General features: G+C 72.2%; 19 protein-coding genes and 1 pseudogene. 13 read left to right on the top strand and 7 right to left on the bottom strand.

The genetic code is table 11. The features are described from left to right. Positions 1-137: 137 nt before the first annotated feature. Positions 138-611, top strand: coding sequence for a sigma-70 family RNA polymerase sigma factor (locus MET2598_RS0106450; RefSeq protein ID WP_018260271.1), 474 nt, complete (start codon positions 138-140; stop codon positions 609-611). Positions 612-628: 17 nt separating this feature from the next. Beyond that, complete coding sequence (locus tag MET2598_RS0106445) at positions 629-1,612, top strand: DUF4880 domain-containing protein (RefSeq protein ID WP_018260270.1); 984 nt, start codon at positions 629-631, stop codon at positions 1,610-1,612. 302 nt (positions 1,613-1,914) lie between these two features. Here MET2598_RS0106445 and MET2598_RS0106440 read toward each other — a convergent pair whose 3' ends face one another. The 3 genes from MET2598_RS0106440 to MET2598_RS36045 all read right to left on the bottom strand — a co-directional run bounded on the left by MET2598_RS0106440 (position 1,915) and on the right by MET2598_RS36045 (position 8,970). Further along, complete coding sequence (locus tag MET2598_RS0106440; RefSeq protein ID WP_018260269.1) at positions 1,915-3,681, bottom strand: ABC transporter ATP-binding protein/permease; 1,767 nt, start codon at positions 3,679-3,681, stop codon at positions 1,915-1,917. A 477-nt stretch (positions 3,682-4,158) separates the two neighbouring features. Next, a complete protein-coding gene (locus MET2598_RS0106435; protein WP_018260268.1) occupies positions 4,159-6,642 on the bottom strand; it encodes a TonB-dependent siderophore receptor in 2,484 nt (827 codons plus the stop codon). 249 nt (positions 6,643-6,891) lie between these two features. Next, a complete protein-coding gene (locus MET2598_RS36045) occupies positions 6,892-8,970 on the bottom strand; it encodes a S8 family serine peptidase (protein WP_018260267.1) in 2,079 nt (692 codons plus the stop codon). Between the two features lie 349 nt (positions 8,971-9,319). Here MET2598_RS36045 and hemA point away from each other — a divergent pair, with 349 nt between their 5' ends. The 3 genes from hemA (at position 9,320) to MET2598_RS0106415 (ending at position 12,833) form a co-directional block, all read left to right on the top strand. Continuing rightward, positions 9,320-10,621, top strand: coding sequence for a 5-aminolevulinate synthase (gene hemA / locus MET2598_RS0106425; RefSeq protein WP_012333227.1), 1,302 nt, complete (start codon positions 9,320-9,322; stop codon positions 10,619-10,621). 67 nt (positions 10,622-10,688) lie between these two features. Further along, on the top strand, positions 10,689-11,378 hold the full coding sequence (locus MET2598_RS0106420; protein WP_012333228.1) for an NnrU family protein: 690 nt from the start codon (positions 10,689-10,691) through the stop codon (positions 11,376-11,378). Positions 11,379-11,459: 81 nt separating this feature from the next. After that, positions 11,460-12,833, top strand: coding sequence for a molybdopterin molybdotransferase MoeA (locus MET2598_RS0106415; protein WP_018260266.1), 1,374 nt, complete (start codon positions 11,460-11,462; stop codon positions 12,831-12,833). 117 nt (positions 12,834-12,950) lie between these two features. Here MET2598_RS0106415 and MET2598_RS0106410 read toward each other — a convergent pair whose 3' ends face one another. Continuing rightward, the gene (locus tag MET2598_RS0106410; RefSeq protein ID WP_018260265.1) at positions 12,951-13,277 is read right to left on the bottom strand and encodes an antibiotic biosynthesis monooxygenase family protein; all 327 of its coding nucleotides are present in this window, start codon (positions 13,275-13,277) and stop codon (positions 12,951-12,953) included. 490 nt (positions 13,278-13,767) lie between these two features. On the opposite strand from MET2598_RS0106410, the gene MET2598_RS0106405 reads away from it, so the two are divergent. Together MET2598_RS0106405 and MET2598_RS0106400 are read left to right on the top strand one after the other, a co-directional pair. Further along, the gene (locus MET2598_RS0106405) at positions 13,768-15,921 is read left to right on the top strand and encodes a TonB-dependent hemoglobin/transferrin/lactoferrin family receptor (protein ID WP_018260264.1); all 2,154 of its coding nucleotides are present in this window, start codon (positions 13,768-13,770) and stop codon (positions 15,919-15,921) included. A 632-nt stretch (positions 15,922-16,553) separates the two neighbouring features. Beyond that, on the top strand, positions 16,554-16,829 hold the full coding sequence (locus MET2598_RS0106400) for a hypothetical protein (RefSeq protein ID WP_012333232.1): 276 nt from the start codon (positions 16,554-16,556) through the stop codon (positions 16,827-16,829). A gap of 31 nt (positions 16,830-16,860) precedes the next feature. On the opposite strand, the gene MET2598_RS0106395 is transcribed toward MET2598_RS0106400, so the two are convergent. Continuing rightward, positions 16,861-17,715 carry an alpha/beta hydrolase gene (locus tag MET2598_RS0106395; RefSeq protein WP_012333233.1) on the bottom strand — a complete coding sequence of 285 codons (855 nt, stop codon included), beginning with the start codon at positions 17,713-17,715 and terminating at the stop codon, positions 16,861-16,863. A gap of 103 nt (positions 17,716-17,818) precedes the next feature. After that, a pseudogene (locus MET2598_RS0106390) lies at positions 17,819-18,124 on the bottom strand (LLM class flavin-dependent oxidoreductase); the annotation flags it as partial. A gap of 253 nt (positions 18,125-18,377) precedes the next feature. On the opposite strand from MET2598_RS0106390, the gene MET2598_RS0106385 reads away from it, so the two are divergent. From MET2598_RS0106385 to MET2598_RS0106360, 6 genes are all read left to right on the top strand, one after another. Further along, positions 18,378-19,409, top strand: coding sequence for an ABC transporter substrate-binding protein (locus MET2598_RS0106385; RefSeq protein ID WP_012333234.1), 1,032 nt, complete (start codon positions 18,378-18,380; stop codon positions 19,407-19,409). Between the two features lie 13 nt (positions 19,410-19,422). Beyond that, positions 19,423-20,289: an ABC transporter ATP-binding protein gene (locus MET2598_RS0106380; RefSeq protein WP_018260261.1), complete on the top strand. Its 867-nt coding sequence runs from the start codon at positions 19,423-19,425 to the stop codon at positions 20,287-20,289. Continuing rightward, a complete protein-coding gene (locus MET2598_RS0106375) occupies positions 20,286-21,158 on the top strand; it encodes an ABC transporter permease (RefSeq protein ID WP_018260260.1) in 873 nt (290 codons plus the stop codon). Before MET2598_RS0106380 ends, MET2598_RS0106375 begins: the two co-directional genes overlap by 4 nt. Positions 21,159-21,198: 40 nt before the next feature. Beyond that, positions 21,199-22,542: an LLM class flavin-dependent oxidoreductase gene (locus tag MET2598_RS0106370; RefSeq protein ID WP_012333236.1), complete on the top strand. Its 1,344-nt coding sequence runs from the start codon at positions 21,199-21,201 to the stop codon at positions 22,540-22,542. 83 nt (positions 22,543-22,625) lie between these two features. Beyond that, the gene (metB, locus tag MET2598_RS0106365; RefSeq protein ID WP_012333237.1) at positions 22,626-23,792 is read left to right on the top strand and encodes a cystathionine gamma-synthase; all 1,167 of its coding nucleotides are present in this window, start codon (positions 22,626-22,628) and stop codon (positions 23,790-23,792) included. 49 nt (positions 23,793-23,841) lie between these two features. Then, positions 23,842-24,075 carry a hypothetical protein gene (locus MET2598_RS0106360; protein WP_018260259.1) on the top strand — a complete coding sequence of 78 codons (234 nt, stop codon included), beginning with the start codon at positions 23,842-23,844 and terminating at the stop codon, positions 24,073-24,075. A gap of 124 nt (positions 24,076-24,199) precedes the next feature. Here MET2598_RS0106360 and MET2598_RS0106355 read toward each other — a convergent pair whose 3' ends face one another. Further along, on the bottom strand, positions 24,200-24,502 hold the full coding sequence (locus MET2598_RS0106355; protein WP_026190555.1) for a hypothetical protein: 303 nt from the start codon (positions 24,500-24,502) through the stop codon (positions 24,200-24,202). Positions 24,503-24,575: the final 73 nt, after the last annotated feature.

Raw genomic sequence — 24,575 nt, 5'->3', positions numbered from 1 at the left:
GCTTCTACACTTGCGCTGGCGCAGGGATGTCGTTGTTGAATTGTGCGGCAACGCGTGCCGGAGAGCGTCGGCACCCAGGTGAGGGCTGCAGAATGGGAGCGTCACCGTCGCTTCGGAATGTCTCCGCGCTCGATGGGTTGTTCCGTGAGCACAGTCATTGGCTGCTGCGTTGGCTGAGCAAGCAGCGCTGGACCGTCACTTCGCCGGAGGATCTCACCTCCGACGTGTTCCTGGCGCTGCTGCAGATCCCCGATCTCGGCGCGGTCCGTCAGCCGCGCGCGATGATGACCACGATCGCTCGGCGGCTGATCTGCGACGCGCGTCGGCGCGACGATCTCCGCCGCGCCTACGAGAACGAGCTGGCGGCCCTGCCCGAGGCGTTCGAGATTTCCGCAGAGGAACGCCTCATCCTTGTGCAGGCGCTCCAGGCCATCGACGCGATGCTCGCGGGCCTCTCGCGGAAGGCGCGCGCGGCCTTCCTGATGAGCCAGATCGACGGCATGCCCTACGCGGAGATCGCGGCCGAACTGAACGTCTCGGTCAGCATGGTGCGCAAATACGTTGCGCAGGGTCTGCGCGCGGCCGTAAAAGCGCGGAACGTCGCGGGCTGACGGGGCGGGGATCTGTCATGGCTGGGTCTGCCGAGCGCGACGAGCAGCCGGTCGAGGCCGCGATCGGCTGGATGGTCGAACTCAGTTCCGGCGCGGTCACCGAGCGCCAGAGGCGCGCCTTCGAGGCCTGGCTCGCCGCCGATCCGGGCCACGAAGCGGCGTGGCTCGGGTTGCAGGAGAGCCTGATGCCCTGCGGCGTCGCCGCCCGCCAGAGATTGCCGCCGGGCCGGCTGACGCAGCGGCTCCTCGCGCGCCAGCCCAACCGGCGCGCCGTGCTGACGGGCGTCGCGGCCGTGCTCGGCCTCGGAGCGGCCGGCAGCCTGGTGGCGGACCGGTTCGTGCCGCTCGACGGCCTGCTCGCCGACCACGTGACGCGGACCGCCGAGCAGAACCGCCTGCGCCTCGACGACGGCAGCGAGGTCGTGCTCGCGCCCCGCACGGCCATCGACGTGGATTACGCCCTCGGCCGGCGGGCCATCCGCCTGATCGAGGGCGAGGTTCTCGTGCGCGTCGCGGCGCGGTCCGCCCCGTTCCGGCTCGATGCCGGCGTCCTGAACCTCACGGCGGAATCCGGCAGCTTCCTGGTCGAGAAGCGCGCCGAGGTGCTGGCGGCGACCGGCCTCCAGGGAACGGGACGGCTCGTGGTCGGGGCCGCCGCCGCGGCGATCGGGCGCGGCGAGCGGCTCGGCCTGGAGGACGGCCGCCTGCGTCGGCAGGCGGTCGACGAGGTCGAGCATGTCACGGCCTGGCTCGACGGAGTTCTGGTGGCGAAGAACCGCTCGGTCGCCTCGATCGTCCGCGCCCTGCGCCCCTACTTCCCCGGCGTCATCCGCGTGGATCCGGCCGTGGCGGAGATCCGGGCCACCGGCGTGTTCCCGCTGCGGCACCCGGGCGAGGCCCTCGACATTCTGGGCGCGTCGCTCGGCCTATCGATCACCCGCGTGGCGCATTACTGGGTGGCTATCGGGCCGGATGCGGCTGCGGCGACCCGGTCCGGGTGATCGCCACGCGGGGCCGGGGCGCCCCCGTCCAAGACGGCGCGGGCCCGGGTCTTCGACGTGACCCGCGTCCTCGTCGGGGAATGGGTCCATCCCCCCGGGCGGGGTTCGCACCGGGGCGCCCGGAGCCTCGGCGGCGCCGGTCCGGCCGAAGACTTGGCCCGGCGAGGATTTGGCCCGGCGAGCACTCGGCCCGGCGAGCACTCGGCCCGGCGAGCACTCGGCCCGGCGAGCACTCGGCCCGGCGAGCACTCGGCCCGGCGAGGACTCGGCCCCGAAGACGGCCTCGGTCGCGGAGGGGATGGTCACGGGGCCTGCTCCCGCGCGTCGTTCGGCCCACCGAGGACGAGCCGGTGGGTGTGGAATGCGTCGAGCACGTCGGAATGCGCGATGCTGATCAGGGTGAGGTCCGGCAGGGATTCGAGGAGCAGCGCGTACATGGCGCGCGCGTTCGGCGGATCGAGCGCGCTCGTCGCCTCGTCGAGCAGGATCAGCGCCGGGCGCAGCAGCAGGGGACGCAGAAAGGCGAGGCGCTGCTGCTCCCCGGGCGAGAGGTGCTGGTCCCACTCGGCGGCCCGGTCGAGATCCGCTGCCCGCTCCGCGAGGCCGACGCGCCCGAGAAGGTCGCGCAGCACCGCGTCCGGCACCGATTCCCGCGACGGGTAGGTGATGGCGTCCCGCAGCGGGCCGACCGGCAGGTAGGGCGTCTGCGGCATGAACAAGGTCGTCTCGCGGGCCGGCATCGTCAGCCGGCCAGCGACTTCCGGCCAGATCCCGGCCAGCGCGCGCAGCAGCGTGCTCTTGCCGATGCCCGAGGGGCCTCGGATGAGCCAGCGCTGCCCTCGCTCCACCCGCCAGGCCGGCAGGGTCAGGAGAGTCGCGCCGCCGGGACGGGCCACGGACAGGGTCCCGACCGCGACCATCGTCGCCGCGTCGGTGGGCCGCTCGGAAGCGGGCGGGACCGGGACGGCGTCGATCATCGCGTCGAAGGCGCGCAGGCGGCGGATCGTGCCGCGCAGGGTCTGGAGCGCGGTGGCGGATTGGGCAAAATACGCGATCGTGCCGTTGTACTGGCCCATCGATCGCTGCGCCTGAAACATCTCGCCGAGCGACGACCCACCCGCGAGGTAGCGCGGCATCACGAGCAGCAGCAGGAAGAGCTCCTCGACCGTCCCGACCGTGGCATTGGTGACGGCGATCCTCACCGCCTGGACGATCTGGGCGTAGACGTTGGTGCGGATGGCCGAGAAGCGATCGGTCAGGGCGGCAGCCTCGGCCGCCTCGCCGCGCAGGAGCGCGACCTGCTCGGCGGCGCGCCGGACCTGGATCAGCTTGAAGCGGAAATCCGCCCCGACCCGCTGCCCCGCCGCGACGAGGCGCGGCAGCTTGCGCCCGACCCAGATCACCAGGGCGGTGTGGAGGACCGCCCAGATCGTGGTGACCCAGAGCAGCAGGCCGGGAACCTGGACCGTCGCCCGGCCGATCGTGACCCTGCCGTCGCCGGAAGCGTCCCACAGGATGATCCCGAAGGTGATGCCCATCGACGCAACCTGGAATATCGCGAAGGCATTGGTCACGGCGGCGTGGGTGAACGCATCGACATCCTCGGCGATGCGCTGGTCGGGATTGTCGAGGAGATCGCGGCGCTGGCCCTCGTAATAGGCGCGGCCGTGCAGCCAGCGCGCGACGTATCGGCCGGTGAGCCACTGGCGCCACTCCAACGCGATAGCGGTGGGCACCGAGAACGCGACCGCCGCCTGCACGATGCTGGCGCCCAGCACGACGGCGAGCAGGGCCATGACCGCGGGCAGCCGGTCGAGCGCCCGCTCGGCCAGCATGTCGTAGAGCGCCTTGGTGTAGCGGGTGCTCAGGACGCTCGTGTAGACGGCCGCGCTCAGGGAGGCGAGGTTGAGGGCCACCAGCGCCCAGGCGCGGCCGGCACTCCGCGTGATCCAGAACCCGCCGGCCAGCCGGATGAAGTGCCTCAGCTTCGCGTCGGTCGGCGCCGCGCTCCCGTCCGCGTCGTCGCGTGCCGGCGCGGGGGCGCGAGCCCCGTGGTGGCTGGGCGCCATGGCAGCCTCGTCCCTCGTGATCACGCGTCAGGCCGGAGAGGAACCAGGCGGCGTCGCCGCCTCGATCGGGGCCGGGCAGATCCGCGCGGCCTCCGCGGCCGCGCCGGAATGGGCCTCGGCGAAGGCGGCACGGCCGGCGGGGGCTGCTGCGACCGGCCCCGCTCGCCCCGGCTTGGTCGATCGTGCCGGCGGCGAGCGGCGCCTCGAAGCCTGCGTGGCGGATGGCGCGGCGCCGCGGAGCGCCGCCGAAGGCGAGTCGCAGCGCCGGGTGGGGAACGGGCATGAGAGGCCTCGAATCGCTGGGCGGGCGCGGGACGGGACTTGCCGCGGTGACCCTCGCCGGGCGCACGGCGCGGCACCGCCCTGCCCGAATCATCCGAAATCCGTCGGATTGCGTCGCCATGCGAATGTCGGCTTCGCTCAAGCGCCGCGCGGGCTTGTCAGGCGCTGTCCGGACGTGATCGTCCGGACAGCGTCTCAGAAGGTGACCCGGGCCTGCGCCAGGATCCGACGTCCTTCCCCGATCGGGACGAACATCGGAGTCTGGGTCGGTTGATAATAATACTGATTGAGCAGATTCTTCACGTTCAACGAAATCGTCATGTTGTCTTTCGTATACGATAACATCGCGTCGAGAGTGACGTGGCCTGGAAGTTTGTAGTTGTCGTTCTTCGAGCCAAAGGACGTGTAGGTGCTCGGGATGCCCTCGGCGCCGCCGCCGATCTGCAGACCTTTCAGCGGGCCGTCGGTGAAGCTGTACACCGCGTAGAGCTTGCCGGTGTAGGATGGGATTCCGGGATAGACATCGCCCGGCTGACGGCGGGGGTACTGAATGATGGTCCGCCCGACGCTGCCGATCAGGCTCAGGTTCTCCGTCACCTGTCCCTGGAAGTCCAATTCGAAACCTTTGCTCGTAGTGCCCGGTCCAAGAACGCTTGCGCGCAAATCGGGTCGATATATAAGTGTATTACTGTAAGAAATTTCGAAATGCGAAGCCGTGATCATGAAGCTGTCATTGAGCAGGTTAAACTTCAGACCATATTCGTTCGAGTCGTTATATTGAGGAGCAGGAGTTTTGCCATCGGCAAGAACGCCCCGGTTCGGAATAAATCCGGTGCCGATCGTGCCATAGATGCTCATCCATTTCGTAATATCATAGACCCCGCCGGCGCTATATGTCAGCGCGCCATAATCGGTCAGACTATGGCTGCTCTTGCCATTATCCTCGGTATGTCTGTCCGAGCTGTAAAAATCCTGCATGACCGATCCCAGAATATGAAGACGATCAAATAGATCAATTTTATCTTGAAATGCCAATCCGATGTCTTCCGATCCGAGATGAACTCGCGTCTTGAAATTCCGCCCAAGAGATCCCTGCCGATTCGGCAAAGGCAGCGTGAGCGGCGGATTTCTGGGATCGATCAAGCCGGCAGGATATTCCACGAGGTTATAATTGACAAGATAATCATTCGTGTAGTCAATTCCGAATCTGGCCGTCTGCTTGTAATCCTGGAACGTGTGAACTGCGATCAGGTCGGATTGCGTGACGAACTGCCGCTCGGTCGCCGAGGTGAAGCCTCCGCCGAGCGGGACGGCCGCCGCACTCCGACTGGGCACGAATATATAACCAGAGGACACGTAATTATTCGCGAAATATCCGGTCCTGTTCCGAAACGTGAAGTCGAACGAACCGAAATTTGCTGTATCGATGGCATCGAATCTGTGCTCGACGTCCACATAGGGGTTGAAGGCTCGGAACGACGCCCCGGCCTCGGGGGTGCCGATCGGCTTCTCGCGATCGACCCGGAGCGGGCGGAAGTGGAGGGAGGGTATCCCGATCGTCATCGGCGGCAGCCCGCTGAGCTGGTCGAAGTAACGAACCCCGGCGGTCACGATCGTGGCGCCGTCGTCCCAGCGGATCTTCGGGGAGATCAGCCCTTCGTGGGGAGATCTGTCGCCGCCGAACGACGTGTCGGCCGTATTGCCCGAGAGGTTCAGCCGGTAGGTGAGGCCCTCGGCCCCCTCCACCGGCCCGCCGAGGTCGAAGGCGAGCGTGCGGTAGAATCGGCTGCCGAGGGTGAACTGCGCCTCCCGGATCGGATCGGCACTCGGCGCCTTGGGGATGATGTTGATCCCGCCGCCTTCGAGGCTCACCCCGGTCAGGTCGGTGGTCGGGCCCTTGATCACGTCGACGCGCTCGACGTCCTGCACGGGCAGGTTCATGCCCCGCGGACCGACGCGCCCGCCCACCATCACGTTCTGCACGCTGAAGCCGCGGATGGTGTAGCTCGGGATGCCGCTGCCCTGGCCGGCGCCGTAATTGACGGTGACGTTGCTGGCGTTGGTGGCCGCTTCGAGGATCGAGGTGGAGGCCTGCGCCTTGATCACCTCGCGGGTCACGCCGACGACGGAACGCGGATTCTCCTTCTGTGGGAAATTGAGCCGGTCGGAGGTGACGGTGGAGCCGGAGAGGAAGCCGCGATCCCCGGTGCTCCCCGCGAGGTCGGCCACGTCGATGGCGGCGATCATCCCGTCGCGGCTCGGGACGACCGCGCTGCTGCCCTGGCCGCGGCGGATGGTCAGCGAGCCCTGCGCGCTCGGCGTGGCCACGAGGCCCGAGCCGGCGAGCGCGCGGTCGACCGCGTCGCGGACGGTCATGCGGCCGATGATCGGCCCAGCCGCGCGGCCCTGCGTCACGTCTGCCGGGAAGGCGATCGTACGGCCGCCGGCGCGCCCGATCTGGGCCAGGACGCCGCCGAGATCGCCGGCCGGTATGGCGAAGTCGACGAGATCCTGAGCGGAGGCCGGCAAGACCAGCGGCGGCAGCACGCTCGCCGCCGAGGCCGTGGACAGAAGGAGGGCGACCAGCCTCCAGCGGCGGCTGCGACCGCCCCTGACCGGCCCTGGCCCGCGCGACCGGTCCGCCTCGGATCCGGCCGTCATCCTCTGCGCCATCGTCATCGCGACCCCCTGTGCGTCTGCGGTTCGGTCCGCTTTCACCTTCTGTGACGCTCGGGCCGCCGAAAGCGTCAGTCCGGGCGCGAGGTTTTTTGAAGAATTCGCGATCCCGGAGCATTCGCTGACTTGGAGTCGGATTCCGCGATCATGCCTCACTCTAAGTCAGGCGGACCGGCGACCGGAGCACGGCGCGTCGGCTCGGCGCGAGCGGGGCGGGCCGAGCCGCGGAACGACGGCCCGGCCGGCGCGCGTTCAGACCAGGAGCATGTCCGGCGTCAGCAGGAAGGCGGGCACGCCGACCAGTTGCACCTGGCCGCCCCCCGACAGCGTCAGCAGCCCATCCCCGTTCTCGGCCGCGCCGATGCTGAGGGACTGCCCGTCGAGGAGATGGATGCGGTCTCCGCTCGCGGCGGAGACGCCGAGGATCAGGTCCGACCCCGATCCGGCGCCGAACACGAAGGTGTCGGCCCCCTCGCCACCCTCGAGCATGTCGTCCCCCGCGCCCCCGTCGAGGGTGTCGCTCCCCTCGCCGCCGATCAGGAGGTCGTCGCCCCGATCTCCGTGCAGGACGTCGTTCCCGCCCGCCCCCGTCAGCGTGTCGGCCCCGCGTCCGCCGAACGCGATGTTGTCGCCCTCGTTTCCGATGATCAGGTCGTTGCCGTCGCCGGTGATCGCGTTCTCGATCCCGCCCTGGCCGAGTCGGATGAGTTCGGTATTGCGGACACGCGAGATCGCCCCCGGATTGAGGTCGAGGACCACGTCGCCGGTCATGGAGGCGGCCTCGATCCAGTCGCTGCCGCCGTCGCGGTCGTCGAGGACCCGGCGCGACGGATCGAGGGCCGCCATGTCCAGGAACTCGTCGGTGTAGTGATAGACCTCGTCGGAAGAGGGCGCGGACCCGTAGGCCGTCAGGCTGATGCGGCCGAGGGTGCCGCGGTCCCAGGGCATCGCGTTCTTGATGCGAACCGTCCATGTGCCGGCGCTGCGCTCGCCGCGGAGCCCATCCACCCCGAACGTCCAGGTGAGCCCCGCAGCGGCGTCCGGAGGGTGCCCGCTGCCGTCGTAGAGCTGCACGGCCGTGCCGGCAGGCGAGATCAGCGTGATGCGCAGATCCCGATAATCGCCGACCGCGATCGCCGCCTTCAGGTCGACATGGTCGAGCACGACATCGTCCGTGAGATCGAACGTGTAGGCGAGGGTTCCCGAGTCCGGGATCGCCTCGCCGACGAAGAGTTCGCCGGAGCGCACCGTGATCTCGTTCGCGGAGGTCTGCGCGGGGGCGCCGATGGCGTGCCACGCCTCCGCCATGCGGACCGCACCGAAGACGTTGACCATCCCGTAGCCGAAATCCGTGTGGACGTGCATGCCGCCACCGTTCCAGGTCGTGGCGCGGTTGATCTGCCAGACCCCGTGCTCCCAGCCGTTCGGCCAGGCCTGTCCGATCGCGCTGCCCAGATGGGTCGCGGAGGCGGCCAGGATGGTCTGGACGTCGCGCCAGCCGAGCCCGGGATTGGCCTGGAGCATCAGGGCGACCACGCCGGAGACGACCGGCGCCGATGCCGAGGTCCCGGTGAACGCCATGTAGGAGCCAGGAGAATCGCCCTTCGAGCCCGGCATGTCGGTCGTGATCAGGCCGGTGCCCGGGGCCGTGACGAGGACGGAGGACCCGTAGTTCGAGAACTCGGCCCGCCTGTTCGAGAAATCGGTCGCCGCGACCGTCACCGTGTAGCGGGAGGCGTTCCCCCCGCTGCCGTTCGCGTTGATGCCGTCGTTGCCGGCGGATTGGATGATCGGGGTTCCGAGGCCGCCGCGGCCGGTGCGCGAGACGACGTCGAAGGCTTGATCGAACCGCGCCGTGTCGCTGGTCGGATCGTTGAGGTTCGCGTTCGGGTTCAGCCAGAGCGGCGAAGGCTGCCCGCTGAAATTGATCACGTCGTACTGGGCGCAGGCCCGCATCGCCGCGATGACGCCGTCGACGTCGTGGGGCACGCCGATCGGCGGTCCCCACCGATTGAGGTCGATCTGCGTCAGGGCGGCGCCGTAGGCCACGCCGACGCCGCCCTCGCCGTTGTTGCCCGAGGCGGCGATCACGCCCGCGACTTCCGTGCCGTGCCAACCGGAATACGTGGTGACGCCGTCATACGGCCCGGGGACCAGGATCGGCCGACTCCGGTCCTCGCGCTCCTTCAGGTCGGGATGCGTGAAGTCGATGCCGTCGTCGAACACGCCGACATGGACGTCGGTCCCGTCGTAATCGTCCCAGATCGCTTCGATGTTGCCGATCGCTCTCAGGTACCATTGCTGAGCGTAGTAGGGGTCGTTCGGGTGCATGACGTCGCCTATCCTTCGCGTGGGCAGGGCCGAGCGAACCTGTCCGGACGGTCGCGCGGCGTCCGTGCGGAGGGAATGCGGCAGCCCCCACCGGCCTTGTCGGACGGGCGGGCGCAAGCGACAGAGACCCGGCCGGGATTCGGCGCGGTCCGGCCCGGGCGGCCCCCGGCCCCCGGCCGGGGAGATTGACCGACACCGCAGCACCGATTGATCGACATCAACGCGGGCGCGGCGCGCGGCGGTCAGGATCCGCTCTCGGGGTCCCCGGCTCGGGCGAGGCCGTGGCGGCGCCCCCGCCCGGCCCGCCCCTCGGGCCGAGCGGCCCGGCCGCCCCATCGAGGAGAACGCAATGCCCTACGCGTCCGTGCACGCGACGAGTGCCCGCCCGGCAAGCCCGCCGCGTGCCGGGAGCGGCCCGGACTACCAGGCCATCTTCCGCTCCGCCGTGGACCGCCTGCACGACGAGCGCCGCTACCGCGTCTTCGCCGACATCGAGCGCGTCGCCGGCCGCTTCCCGGTCGCCCGCCGGCGCCTGCCCGACGGCAGCTGCCGCGACATCACCGTCTGGTGCTCCAACGACTACCTCGGCATGGGCCAGCACCCCGACGTCGTCCAGGCCCTCACCCGGACCGCCGCCCGCTGCGGCGTCGGCGCCGGCGGCACCCGCAACATCGCCGGCACCTCCTCCCCGCTGGTCGACCTCGAGCGCGAACTCGCCGACCTCCACGGCAAGGAGGCCGCCCTGGTCTTCACCTCCGGCTACGTCTCCAACCAGACCGGCATCGCCACCCTGGCCCGGCTGATCCCCGACTGCCTGATCCTGTCCGACGCCTACAACCACAATTCGATGATCGAGGGCGTGCGCCAGTCCGGCTGCGACAAGCGCGTGTTCCGCCACAACGACCTCGCCCATCTCGAGGCGCTGCTGGCCGAGGCCGGCGCCCGGCCCAAGCTGATCGCCTTCGAGAGCGTCTACTCCATGGACGGCGACGTCGCCCCGATCGCGGCGATCTGCGACCTCGCCGCGCGCTACGGGGCGATGACCTACATCGACGAGGTGCACGCGGTCGGGCTCTACGGGCCGCGCGGGGCGGGGATCGCCGAGCGCGACGGGGTGATGCACCGGCTCGACGTGATCGAGGGCACCCTGGCCAAGGGCTTCGGGGTGGTGGGCGGCTACATCGCCGGGAGCGCGGTGCTGTGCGACGCGGTGCGCAGCCACGCGCCGGGCTTCATCTTCACCACGGCGCTGCCGCCGGCGATCGCGGCGGCGGCGACGGCCTCGATCCGTCACCTGAAGCGCTCGGGGGCGGAGCGGGCGGCGCATCAGCGCCAGGCGGCGCGCACGAAGGCGGCGCTGGCGGGGGCGGGTCTTCCGGTTCTGGCGACGCCGACGCACATCGTGCCGGTGATGGTGGGGGATGCGGAGCGCTGCAGGGCGGCGGCGGACCGGCTGCTGGAGCGGCACGGGATCTACATCCAGCCGATCAACTACCCGACGGTGCCGCGGGGGACGGAGCGCCTGCGGATCACGCCGTCGCCGTTCCACGACGAGGCTGACATCGCGCGGCTGACGGCGGCGCTGGTGGAGGTCTGGGACGCGCTCGGCCTGCCCCGGGCCGGCACGGCCTTCGCCGAGGCGGCCGAGTAGCGGAGCCGCCGATGCGCGCCGCGCGACCGGAATCCGCCGCGGCCCCCGGCGGAGGAGCTGTGCCGTGATGGAATTCGCCGCCGCCCTCGCGACCTTCCTGGTGGCCCACTCGGTCCCGGCCGTCCCGCGCCTGCGCGGCCGGCTCGTGGCGCGCCTCGGCCGCCGCGCGTACCTCGTCGCCTATTCGGCGCTGTCGCTCGCCCTGCTCGCGTGGCTGATCGTCGCCGCGCGGCGCGCCGGGACGGTGGCGCTGTGGGAGCCGGCGCGCTGGCAATGGGCCGTGCCGCTCGCCCTGATGCCCGTCGCGCTCTTCCTCATCGCGGCCGGGCTCTTCGCCGCCAACCCGCTCTCCGTCTCCCTGCGCGCCGGGGCGGAGCCGGGCCCGGTGACGGCGGTGACCCGCCACCCGCTGATGTGGGGCTTCCTGATCTGGGCCCTGGCCCACATCCCGCCCAACGGCGACCTCGTCTCGGTGGTCCTGTTCGGCGGGATGGCGGCGTTCTCGCTCGCGGGCTTCGCCCTCCTCGACGCGAAGGCGCGGCGCCGGCTCGGGGCGGAGCGGTGGCGGGCGCTGAGCCGGGGCACCTCGGTCGTCCCCTTCGCGGCCATCCTGGCCGGCCGCGCGCGCCTCGGACCGGTCCGCCCGCTGCTGCCCGCGGCCGCCGCGGCCCTCGCGGCCTATGCGTGGTTCCTGGCGCAGGGGCACGCCCTGCTGATCGGGCCCGACCCGCTGGCCTCCTTCCGGGCCCTCGGCTGACCGGGCGCGACGCCCCCCGCGGACGCGGCGTCGAGCCCCCGCGTCCCGGCCATGGATCCTGCGCGACGAGGAGACCGCACGATGATCGAACCAGCCCGCGCCGAACCCGCCCCGTACCGGGGCCCCGCGGACGAGCGCGCCGGCCGCGTCGCGCCGGCGGGCGCCCGGCCCGCCCGCCCGGCGGCGCGCGCCAAGGCCGCGCGGCCCCGCGCGGGCGCGGACGGCGCAGCCGCGCCGGCGGCGCTGCTGCCGCTGGAGGAGGCCTGCGCGCGGGCCGCCGCCGCCTGCCGCCCGGTGACCGAGGCCGAGACCGTGGCGCTGGCGCTGGCCTCGGGCCGGGTCCTGGCCGAGCCCGTCCGGGCCGCCCGCGCCTGCCCGCCCTCCGACCGCTCGGCCATGGACGGCTACGCGGTGGCGGCCGGCCAGGGCCTCGCGGCCGGCACGGTCCTGCGGGTGCGCGGACGCATCGCCGCGGGCGAGGCCGGCGAGGCGCTCGCGCCCGGGATCGCCGCGCGCATCTTCACGGGCGCCCCCCTCCCGCCCGGAGCCGACGCCGTCGTGATGCAGGAGCATGCGACGGTCTCGGGGGACGCCCTCCGGCTCGGCGGGACCGTGGCGCCCGGCGATCACGTGCGCCGCCGGGGCGAGGACGTGATGCCCGGCGACGGGCTCGCGGCGGCGGGAACCCTGCTCGACCCGCGCCGCATCGCGCTCCTGGCGGCGCAGGGCATCGGGACGGTGCGCGTGCGGCGCCGGCTCCGCGTCGCGGTGCTCTCGACCGGCAACGAGCTGCGCGGGCCCGGCGAGGACGGGCGCGAGGACAGCGGCACCTTCGACACGAACCGGCCGATGCTGATCGCGCTCCTCGGCGGCATGGGCCTGGAGGTCGTGGACGGGGGCCGGGTGCGGGACGAGCCCGCCGCGCTGGCGCGGGCGCTGCGCGACCTGGCGGCGCGGGCCGACCTCGTCGTGACGACGGGCGGGGCCTCCGTCGGCGAGGAGGACCACGCGGCGGGGTCGCTCCGGCTGGCCGGCGGGACGGGGGAGACGCTGGCGCTCGACCTGAAACCGGGCAAGCCCGCCGTGGTCGGCCGGATCGGCGCGGCGGCCTGTCTCGGCCTGCCCGGCAACCCGGTCTCGGCCCTGGTGTCCTTCTCGCTCCTCGGACGCGCGATGCTGGCGCGGCTCGAGGGCCGCGACTTCGCGAGGCCGCAGGGCCTCCCGCTGCCGCTCGCGCACGCGTTCCGGCGCAAGCCGGGCCGCACCGAGTTCATGCCGGCGCGCCTCGTGCCCGGCCCGCAGGGTCCGGCGCTCGCCCTGCTCGGGAGCACCTCGGCCCGCCTCGCGCCGCTCGTGGAGGCCGACGGCTTCGTCGAGGTGCCGGCCAGCCTCGCTTCGGGCGCCCCGGGCGAGCCCGTCGCCTTCCACCCCTTCGGCGGCCTCCTCGGCGCCTGAGCGTCGGCCGCGGCGGGCCGGGCGGCGGCGCCCGGCTCCGGGCGGGCGCACTCCCCTCCCCCGCCGGCGGCGCACCCGCGACCGCCCGGGCGCCGTCGTCCCCGCCGTGCCGGGCCGTCACGCGGCCGGGCCGCGGGCGGCCGGATCGGCGAGGGTCCGGACGACCTCGACGCCCTCGAACTCGGGATGGAAGAGGGTCAGCGGCTGCGCCCCGGCCTCCCGGGCATGGGCGAGGCGGAACGGCTCGGAGCGCGTCCAATCCTCGAACGCGGCGCGCGACGCCGAGGCGGTGTGGGACGCGGAGAGGATGTGGTCCTCGCGCACGAGGCCGCGCAGCATGTGGAGGGCGACGAAGCCCGGACGCTCGCGGAGCCTGCTCTCCCGCGTCGGCCACACCTGCTCGAAGGCCTCCGCCCGATCCTTCGGCACCTGGAACCGGTTCATGGCGATGATTGTCGAGGAGCACCGTCCGATCCGCGGCGCCGCATCGGCCCCACGCGCGGCCCAGCTCAACTTGCCCGGCGAGGAAAGATCTCGCCGAAACAGGCGAGATCGCCATCCTATCTTTGAAGTAGATCCATTCTCAACTGCGAACCTTCTCGACGATGTCTCGCTGCCGGAACGCGGCAAGGGCCCGGCGGGACGAGGAGGACGGGTCGGGCACCGACGGCACCCCAGGGGATGAGCCGGCCACGCGGATGCGGACGCGGCGGCATCACGCCTTGCCCTGGCGCAACGGCGCGACGATGCCGATCTTTATCCTGGAAAGATTCCAGTCTTGCTCAGAAGATGTTTCGGATTGCATCAAGTCGATGCACGCGGACATTAATTGACTTTAGGGCATGGAAGTCCGCATGTCGGCGCCGGCCCGCCGGCGCGCCTTCCCGCAGCGGGCCGGCCCCATGCCTCTGCGTCATGCTTCGCGGAACCCGTGATGATCGTCCGCTGCCTTCCGTCCCGCCGTTCCGGTCTCGCGGCCGGCCTCTCCCTCCTCGCCGTCGCGTCCGCTCAGGCGCGGGATGCGGCGGCGCCCGCCCCGGCGGCCCGGACCGATGCCCCGATCGCCCTCGACACGATTTCGGTGACCTCCACGAGGACCGAGGCGCCGGCCATCGCCGCCCTGTCGGGGACGAGCGTGGTCACCCGCGCGCAGATCGACCGGATCCAGCCGAGCCGCCTGTCCGACCTGCTGCGCGACGTGCCCGGCGTGACGACGCAGGAGAACCAGAACGATCCGGCCCAGGCGATCAACATCCGCGGGCTGCAGGATTTCGGGCGGGTCAACGTGCTGGTGGACGGCGCCCGCCAGGATTTCCAGACCTCCGGGCACAGCGCCAACGGCGTGTTCTACCTCGATCCGGAACTCGTCGGCGGGGTCGACGTCACGCGCGGGCCCGCCTCCACCCTCTACGGCTCCGGCGCGATCGGCGGCGTGGTCGCGTTCCGCACGCGCGCGATCGACGACATCCTGACGCCGGACGAGACGATGGGCGCGGTGCAGAGATGGGGGTTCGGCGGCAACGGGCAGCGATTCGTGAGCACGACGGCGCTCGGCGCCCGCATCGGCCCGGCCGCGGACCTGTTCGGCCAGTTCGTCTCGCGCCACGCCGATCCCTACCGCGACGGTTCCGGCACCCTGGTGCGCGACACCGGCAGCGCGCTGACCGCGGGCCTCCTCAAGGCCAATCTGCGGCCCGCCGAGGGCCACGAGATCAGCGGCACCGCCCTGATCCAGGATTTCGACTTCGCCAATGCCGGTACCGGCCAGGCGGGGGCCCGCTTCGCCAACAGGGTGCAGGCCGACACCTACACCTTCGGCTACCGGTTCGCCCGACCTGACGTGCCGCTGATCGACCTCGACGCCAAGGTCTACCGGACCTCGACGCACGACCTCCTGACCTTCCTCTCCGACGCGCCGAGCGGCCTCTACGGCGGTCTCGGCGCGCGTCCGGGCAATCGCATCGACTACGACATCGCGACCTCGGGCCTCGACATCCACAACTCGGCCCGATTCGACACCTGGGCGCTGAGCCACCGGCTGACGCTGGGAGGGGATTCCGTGCTCGACCGCGTCGAGACGGACGACCGGGCGGGCGGCTTCGGGGCCGCCTTCACCCCGTCCGGCACCCGCAGGCTCGCGGGAGCGTTCGTCCAGGATGAGGTGGGCTATTCCTCGTGGCTGCGCGTGGTCGGGGCGCTCCGCTACGACCGCTACGCATTGTCCGGCGGCGCCGTGCACGCCCGCGGTGAGCGCCTCTCTCCGAGGATCACGGTCGGCGTCACGCCCCTCACCGGGATCACGGTCTTCGGGACCTACGCGGAGGGCTATCGCGCCCCCTCGATCACCGAGGCCCTGGTGCAGGGCATCCACCCCTTCCCGGCCTTCACCCTCCTGCCCAATCCGGCGCTCCGGCCGGAGGTGGCGCGCACCATCGAGGGCGGCGTCAACCTCGCCTCCGGCGATCTGCTTCGGCCCGGCGACACGTTCAGGGCCAAGCTCAGCGTGTTCTCGACCGGCATCGACGATTTCATCGCCGTCGGGCCGGTCGGCCCGACCTATCTCGTGCCGGCGCTTCCCGGCCTGCCGGCCTCGGCCTGCGCGCGCGGCGCGGGGCGGTTTCCGTGCGTGATCCCGGTTCGGTCGCTGCAGTACCGCAACGTCGCCCGCGCGGACCTCTCCGGCGTCGAGCTGGAGGGCGCCTACGATTGGGGCGGGGGCTTCGTCTCGCTCGCGGCGACCCACACCGACGGGCGCGACGCGGCGACCCGCGAGACGCTCCTGACGGTGCCGCCGGACCGGATCAGCGCGACCCTGGGACTGCGCTTCCTGGGCGAGCGCCTCACGCTCGGGGGCCGCCTCACCGTCGTGGAGGCGCGCCGGGCCGTGCCGGCCGGCGCGACCATCCTGGCGACGAAGGGCTACGGCGTCGTCGACCTCTTCGCCTGCTACCGCTTCGACGATCGCGTCCGGGCCGACGTCATCGTCCAGAACGCGCTCGACAGGCGCTACACGCAATACCTCAACCTGCTGCAGAGCCCGGGCCTGACCGCCAAAGCCGCGCTCACCATCGCGTTCGCCACGCGCTGATGCCGACGGTCACGTCTCATCCGCCATCCGGTTGATGGCTTCGCCATCTCCCATTTCGGCCATGCGGATGTCGGCGTCGCTCAGGCGCCGCGCAGGCGCGTGAGCCGGGATCCGCTGCGATCAAGCGGAGCCCGGACCATGCCCGTTCGCATCGATCGCGAATCTCATCAATCGGCAGTTGCAACACGGGCCGCGCCCGCCGGGCGCCCGGTCCCGCGCGGGCACGGCGCGCGGGAACAGCCACGCTGCCCATGCATGGCTGACCTACACCAACGTCTGATTGATTTTGTGCGCCGCAACGTGGCATACTAAGACTCGCACGGCCGCGATGGCGTCGCGGCCGTGCTGCCCTCCTTGGGCGTTTCCTCCCTAGACTTCGGGCCGCTCGCGAGGGCGGCCTTTCTTTTGTCCAGGTGAGCGGAGCCTAGCGGCCTTTCCCCCGCCTCCAAGCCGGCTTGGTAGAAAATTGTGCAGGTAGCCTCGTTCGGGAGCATTTTGCCCCCGAGCTACCGCTTCGGCCGGTGCGATGGCCGGGTCCGGGCGTCCGGGAGATCCCGACCGCGCGCTCCTCCGGCGGGACGGCGAATCGCTATCATCGGCACGGCATCGCGCGCCACGGACCGGACCAGCTCATGATCGACCCTGTGATCGCCCTCGGCGTCGTCGCGGCGACCGCCGTCACGGACGCGGCCTACGTGTTCTTCAACGCGGCCGTGGTGGCGAGGCGGCGCGTCCAGGCGGCCAATTGGAGTGCGGCCTGGTACCTGCTCTCGGCCTTCGCGGTCATCAGCTACACGGAGAACCCGGTCTACGTGGCGTTCGCGGCCCTCGGCTCCTGGCTCGGGGCCTACGCCTCGGTCACCTGGCTGGTGCGGCCGGAGCGGCCGGAGCGGCACCCGCCCGCCTGAGCGGCGGGCCGGGCGCGCCGCGGCCCGCCGCTCAGAGCGCCTCCACGAAGGCCCGGACCAGGCTGCCGTCGGGCTCGCGCAGGCTGAGCGCGATGTCGAAATGGTGGTAGCCCGGCATCGCGACCTCGCGCAGGCGGTGGCCCGCCGCGCGCCACGCCCCGGCATAGGCGGCGGTCTGCTCCTTGAAGGCGTCGCTCTCCAGGCCGCCCACGGCGGGCAGGAGCAGCGCCCGGGTGCGGCGCGGGATCAGGTGCAGGGGGCTGTTGCGCCGGGCGGAGGCGGCGTCGAGCCCCATCCAGGCATTGATGTGGGTGTGGCGCAGCGGCTCCAGGTCCATCAGGCCGGAGAGCAGCAGGGCCGAGGCGACGACGTCCGGCGGCAGCCCGAACCGGTCCTGCCAGCCCTCCGCCAGCAGCATGCCGCCGAGATGCCCCCCGGCCGAGGAGCCCCCGACATGGATGCGCCGGCCGTCGAGGCCGAACCGGGCGGCCTGGCCGTGCAGCCACGCGACGGCGGCGCGGGTCTGGCGCACGATCTCGTCGAGGCTGACCGCGGGTGCCAGCGCGTAGTTCAGCACCGCCACCGAGACGCCGCGCGGGACGAGGCCCGAGGCCGCGAAGGCGTTGTCGTCCTTCGACAGGGCGCGCCAGTAGCCGCCGTGGATCCACAGGAAGACCGGCGTGCCGGGCCCGGCCGGGTAGAGGTCGAGCCGCTCCCCGGAGACCGGGTCGTAGGTCAGGTCGGGGATCCGCTCCAGGGTGGAGACCGCCTCCTCGCTGGCCGCGACGTAGCGGGCGTACTCGGCCTCGAAGCTCGGGACGCTGGCGCGGGCATTGTACTCCCGGTCGAGCCGCGCGCGCGTCGCCTCGGTGATCGCAAGGGTCATGTCCGGTCCTTCCCGCGGCCGCGCCGGCAGGTCCGGGCGCGTCGCCGACGCGGCCCCGACCTGAACCCGTTCGCCGCCCGGGACAAGCCCGCGGGGCCCGCCCTCAGGCGCTGCGGCGCCGGGCGAGGGCGTAGCCGCTCTCGGGCCGCGGCAGCCCGTAATGGTCGCGCAGGGTCGCCCCCGCGTACTCCTCGCGGAAGAGGCCGCGCCGGCGCAGGATCGGCACCACCTCGGCGGCGAAGACCTCGAAGCCGCCGGTGAGCCAGGGCGGCATGATGTTGAACCCGTCCGCCGCGCCGGATTCGGACCAGGTCTGGATCGCGTCCGCGACGCGCTCGGACGTGCCGGCGCGCACCCAGTGCCCGCGCGCCCCGGCGAGGCGCCGGATCAGCATGGCGGGGGCCTCGCGGCAGGGTCAAGGGAAGCGTTTTTTAAAACGCACGCGTGCCAGGAAGGAAGATCACCGCGCATCGATCATCCGGGCGATGAGATGATGACGTCGTCGGCATGCGGCCGGAAAATTCTCTCCACATTGCCGGAGAGAGAGCATTCATCTCACCGATCGTGTTCTTTAAAAAGAACGTTCTCGTTGACCTTGAGGGACCGGGGAGCCAGAGTCCGCGTCACCGAGCGGCCGCCGGGCGCTCTCCGGAGACGTGACGATGATCAGACGCACCCTGCTCTCGCGGCGGCGGGCGGCCGCCCTGCTCGGCGGCGCCCTCCTGGCCGGTGCGGCCGCGCCCGGCCCCGCCGCCGCGGCCGAGGGCCGGCTGCGCATCGCCAAGCAGTTCGGCGTCGTCTACCTGCTCCTCGACGTGGCCCTGGAGCAGCGGCTGATCGAGAAGCACGGCCGGGCCGCCGGGCTCGACATCGCGGTCGAGCCGGTGCAGCTCTCGGGCGGCGCGGCGGTCAACGACGCGCTGCTGTCCGGCAGCATCGACATCGCCGGGGCCGGGGTCGGCCCGCTCTTCACCCTGTGGGACCGCACCCGGGGCCGGCAGAACGTCAAGGGCGTCGCCTCGCTCGGCAACTTCCCCTACCTGCTCGTCAGCAACCGGCCGCAGGTGCGGTCGATCGCCGACCTGACCGAGGCGGACCGGATCGCGCTGCCCGCGGTCGGCGTGTCGGTGCAGGCGCGGATCCTGCAATGGGCCGCCGCCAAGCAATGGGGCGAGGCGGATTTCGCCCGGCTCGACCGGATCAGCGTCGCGGTCCCGCATCCCGAGGCGGCGGCGGCGATCATCAAGGGCGGCACCGAGATCAGCGCCCATTTCGGCAACCCGCCCTTCCAGGAGCAGGAACTGGCCGAGGCCCCGGATGCCCGGGTGATCCTCAATTCCTACGAGGTCCAGGGCGGCCCCGCCTCCTCGACGGTGCTGTACGCGACGGAGACGTTCTACCGCGACAGCCCCAGGACCTACCGGGCCTTCCTCGACGCCCTCGACGAGGCGGCGACCTTCGTGGCCGCCAACCCGGACCAGGCCGCCGAGATCTACCTGAAGGCCAACGGCAGCCGGATCAGCCGCGATCTCCTGCTCAAGGTGATCAGGAACCCGGACGTGACCTTCAAGATCGCGCCGCAGAACACGCTCGGCCTCGGCCGGTTCATGCACCGCGTGGGCGCGATCCGCAACGAGCCGAAGGCGCTCGCGGATTACTTCTTCGCCGATCCGCGCGTGGCCGCGGGCAGCTGAGCGGGGGACGCGCATGACGCTCGTGGCCGACCGCACCGCCCCGCCGGAAGCCGCGCTCCCGGAGCTCCAAAGCGGCGAGGCGCCCGCCGCCCTGCCGGCGCCGCTCCTGCGGATCGCGGGCGTCTCCCTGGAATACCGTACGCCCGAGCGGGTGGTCCGGGCGACGCACCGCATCGACCTCGACATCCACCGGGCCGACCGCTTCGTGCTCCTCGGCCCCTCGGGCTGCGGCAAGTCCACCCTGCTCAAGGCCGTGGCGGGCTTCCAGACGCCGGTCGAGGGCGAGATCGTCCTCGACGGGCGGCCGGTGCGCGGCCCGGGGCCGGACCGGATCGTGGTGTTCCAGGAATTCGACCAGCTGCCGCCCTGGAAGACGGTGCTGCAGAACGTCGCCTTCCCGCTGCGGGCCTCCCGCACCCTCGGCCGGCGCGAGGCGGAGGCGCGGGCGCGCCACGTCATCGACAAGGTCGGCCTGTCGCGCTTCGCCGGCAGCTACCCCCACCAGCTCTCGGGCGGGATGAAGCAGCGCGTCGCCATCGCCCGGGCGCTCGCCATGGAGCCGAAGGTGCTGCTGATGGACGAGCCCTTCGCGGCCCTCGACGCGCTGACCCGCCGCCGCATGCAGGAGGAGCTGCTGGCGCTCTGGGACGAGGTCCGCTTCACCCTCCTGTTCGTCACCCACTCGATCGAGGAGGCGCTGGTGGTCGGCAACCGCGTGGCCGTGCTGTCGCCGCATCCGGGCCGGGTGCGGGGCGAGTTCAACAGCCACGCCTTCGACCTCGCGAGCGTCGGCAGCGCCGCCTTCCAGGCCGCCGTGCAGCGCCTGCACCAGCGGCTGTTCGACTCATCGCCCGCCGCAGGAGCACCCGCCCCCCGATGAACGCGCCGCTCCTCCCCCCGATCCGCCCGGAATACGAGCGGGCGCTGCCGCCCTTCGTCGAGGCGCCGGTGTCGCGGGACCTGCCGCTCGCCGCCCGGATCGGGCAGACCGGCGCCCTGCGCCGGGGCCTGATCCTGCTCGCCCTCGCCCTCGCCTGGGAGGGCCTCGCCCGCTGGCAGGACAACGACCTGCTGCTGCCGGGCTGCCTCGCCACCCTCTCGGCCCTCGCCGAGGGGCTGGCGAGCGGCGAACTCGTCGCGCGCGCGCGGATCTCGCTCGGCGTGCTCGCCCAGGGCTACGCGGCGGGGGTCGGGCTCGCCTTCCTGCTGACGACGCTCGCGGTCTCGACGCGGGCGGGCCGCGACCTGCTCACGACGCTCACCGCGATGTTCAACCCGCTGCCCGCCATCGCGCTGCTGCCGCTGGCCCTGCTCTGGTTCGGCCTGGGCAACGGCAGCCTGATCTTCGTCCTGATCCACGCGGTGCTGTGGCCGCTCGCGCTCAACACCTTCGCGGGCTTCCAGGGCGTGCCCGAGACCCTGCGGCTCGCGGGCCGCAATTACGGGCTCACCGGCCTCGCCTACGTCTGGCAGATCCTGATCCCCGCCGCCCTGCCGGCGATCCTGTCCGGGTTGAAGATCGGCTGGGCCTTCGCGTGGCGCACCCTGATCGCGGCGGAACTCGTCTTCGGCGCGGCGTCCGGGCGGGGCGGCCTCGGCTGGTACATCTTCCAGAACCGCAACGAGCTGTATACGGATCGGGTCTTCGCGGGCCTGCTCCTGGTCATCGCGATCGGCCTCGCGGTCGAGACGATCGTGTTCGCGACGGTCGAGCGCGCGACCACGCGGCGCTGGGGTATGGTCCGGTAGGGACTGGGTGACCGGAGCACCGCACCGAAGGGAACGTCCGATGGGACAGGGCACGTTGCGCCTCGGCGCCTTCTTCTACGCCACCGGCCACCACGTGGCGGGCTGGCGCCACCCGTCGAGCGAGGCCGACGGAGGCCTCGTGCTCGAGCGCTACGTCGGCTGGGCGAAGGCCGCCGAGGCGGCCCTGTTCGACCTCCTCTTCCTGGAGGACGGGACCGGCATCCGGGACGCCAACCTGCGGTCGAGCGAGCGCACGGCGCGCTCGACGCATTTCGAGCCGCTGACCCTGCTCTCGGCGCTCGCCGCCGTCACCAGCCGGATCGGCCTCGTCGGCACGACCTCCACGACCTTCAACGAGCCCTACAACGTCGCCCGCCGCTTCGCCTCCCTCGACCACCTGAGCGGCGGGCGCGCCGGCTGGAACCTCGTCACCTCCGCCACCGACCTGGAGGCGGCCAATTTCGGCAACGACAAGATCGCCCGCCACGCGGACCGCTACGAGCGGGCGGAGGAATTCGTCGACGTCGTGCTCGGCCTGTGGAACACCTGGGACGACGACGCCGTCCTGATCGACCGGGCGAGCGGCCAGTTCTCGAAGCCGGACGGGTTCCGCCCCCTCAACCACAGGGGCAAGCACTTCGAGGTGCGCGGGCCCCTCAACATCTCGCGCACGCCCCAGGGGCAGCCGGTGATCGTGCAGGCCGGCTCGTCGGGACCGGGCAAGGACCTCGCGGCGCGCACCGCCGAGGTGGTCTTCACCGCCAACCAGACCCTCGCGGAGGCGGTCGCGTTCTACGGCGACCTCAAGGGGCGCATGGGCCGCTTCGGCCGGGCCCCGGACGACCTCAAGATCATGCCGGGCCTGTTCCCGGTGGTCGGGCGCAGCGAGGCCGAGGCGCGGGCGAAGTTCGAGGAGCTGCAGGCGCTGATCGACCCGGCGGTCGGCCTCGCGCTGCTGGAGCGGATGGTGGGCGGCTACGACCTGTCCGGCCACGATCCCGACGGGCCGGTGCCGGAACTGCCCGAGGCCAACGGCGGCAAGTCGCGCCAGCAGCTGATGTTCGATCTCGCCCGGCGCGAGGGGCTGACGCTGCGCCAGCTGTATCTGCGCATCGCGGGCGCGCGCGGCCACTCGCAGATCGTCGGGACCCCGGCCCAGATCGTCGACGAGATGGAGGAGCGGTTCCGGGCCGGCGGCGCGGACGGCTTCAACATCATGCCGGCGACCCTGCCGGGCGGGCTCACCGACTTCATCGACCTCGTCCTGCCGGAGCTGCGCCGGCGCGGGCTGGTCCGGGAGGCCTACGAGGGGCGGACGCTGCGCGCCCATCTCGGCTCGCGCCCGCCCTCCGGGTTCGGGCCGCGGGCCGCCCCCGGGGCGTGACCGCCCGGGACGTTCCATTGAAAGACCGGAACGTTCGGTATAGAGAACACGCCGGCAATGGGGCGCGCAGCAGGAGGATCGCGGTGGCGGCACAGCGCAGGGCGGCAGAGACGATCGCGGCGGCGAACGGGATCGGAGCCGACGCGGCTTTCGGCGCCGTCGCCCCGCCCCTCTACCTCTCGACCACCTACACCTTCGCGGAGTTCGAGACGCCGCGCGGCTACGATTACGCGCGCCTCGGCAATCCGACCCGCGACCAGCTCGCCGACACCATCGCCAAGCTCGAGGGCGGCGCCCGCGCCGTCGTGACGGCGAGCGGCATGGCGGCCCTCGACCTCGCGCTGTCGCCGCTGTCGCCCGGGGACCTCCTGGTCGCCCCGCACGATTGCTACGGCGGCACCCACCGGCTGCTCTCCCTGCGCGCCGCCAAGGGGCATTACCGCGTCGCCTTCGTGGACCAGACCGACGCGGCGGCCCTGTCCGCCGCCCTGGCGGAGCGGCCCCGCATCCTGCTCACCGAGACCCCCAGCAACCCGCTGATGCGGATCGTGGATCTCGGCCGCACGGCCGCCCTCGCGCGGGAGGCGGGCGCCCTCTTCGTGGTCGACAACACCTTCCTGTCCCCCGCCCTGCAGCAGCCGATCGCGCACGGGGCCGACCTCGTGGTCCATTCCACCACGAAGTTCATCAACGGCCACTCGGACGTGATCGGCGGCGCCGTCGTGGCGGCGCAGGCCGCCCTCGGCGAGGAGCTCGCCAACTGGGCCAACACGATCGGCGTGACCGGCTCGCCCTTCGACGCCTACCTGACCCTGCGCGGCCTGCGCACGCTGTTCGCGCGGCTGGAGCGCCAGCAGCAGAGCGCGGCCGTCGTCGCGTCCTTCCTGGCGGCGCATCCGGCGGTGGCCCGGGTCCATTATCCGGGCCTGCCCGACCACCCGGGCCACGCGGTCGCGCGCGCGCAGCAGCGCGGGTTCGGCGCCATGCTGAGCTTCGAGCTCGCCGGCGGGCGCGAGGCCGTCCGCACCCTCGTCGGGGCCCTGCGGGTGTTCACGCTGGCGGAATCGCTCGGCGGGATCGAGAGCCTGATCGCCCATCCGGTGAGCATGACGCACGCCGCCATGGCTCCCGAGGCGCGCCGGGCGGCGGGCGTCGGCGACGGGCTGCTGCGGCTCTCGGTCGGGCTCGAGGCCGAAAGCGACCTCCTCGCCGACCTCGCCGTGGCCCTCGACGCCGCCGCCCGCGGCTGACCGGGCGCCTCGCGCCCGGCTCGCCATCCCGCCCGAGGCGTGGCATACCATGCGCCAACTCGAGGTGGCGATGATCTACACCCTTCACTGGACCGCGCCGTCCGGCGCGACGACCGAACGGCACGACCTGGGCACCCGGGCGGCCGAGAGGGCCATGACGTTCGTGAGCATGGGGGCGTCGAACGTGCACGTGGTCACCGGGGACGGGCGCGTCTTCCGGGCGCCGTCCGAGATGTCCGACCTGGTGGAGTACGCGCGGGCGCACGATTCCGGGCGCGGCTGAGGGCCGGACGCGCGAACGCCCGGCCGGGGGTCTCGGCCGGGCGCGTCGTCGCGGTCGGACCCGGGCGACCTGCCGCGCCCGGGCCGCCCGGGGCCTCCTTGATCGAGGCCTCCTTGATCGAGGCTTACTTGCCGCCGCCGCCCGCGCCACCGCCGCCGCCGCCGCTCCCCTGGGGGATCGGGCGCGACGGGTGACCCGCATTGCTGCCGGCCGCCGCGTCGGTGCTGATCTGCGAGGCTCCGGTCCCGCCCGGAGCGGCGAACACGTCGGGCTCGTTGCCGGTCGTCCCGGGGGCCCGGCCGACCGTTCCGGTGGTGGCCGGACCGGGCGCGGCCGGCGCGACGGTGGCGTTCGGGGCCTGGGCGGAGGCGCTGTCGGCCGCCGACAGGGCCAGCGCGGCGAGGAGAGCCGTGGAGAGCAAACGCATCGTTCGTCCTTCTTGGGTGTCCGATCGAGATTGCTCTCCCAACGCGGCAGGCCGCGGGCCGGTTCATCGCCGC

Origin of the sequence: Methylobacterium sp. WSM2598 (assembly GCF_000379105.1) — a bacterium.
Classification (GTDB): Bacteria; Pseudomonadota; Alphaproteobacteria; order Rhizobiales; family Beijerinckiaceae; genus Methylobacterium.
This window is presented reverse-complemented; position numbering and strand designations above follow the sequence as displayed.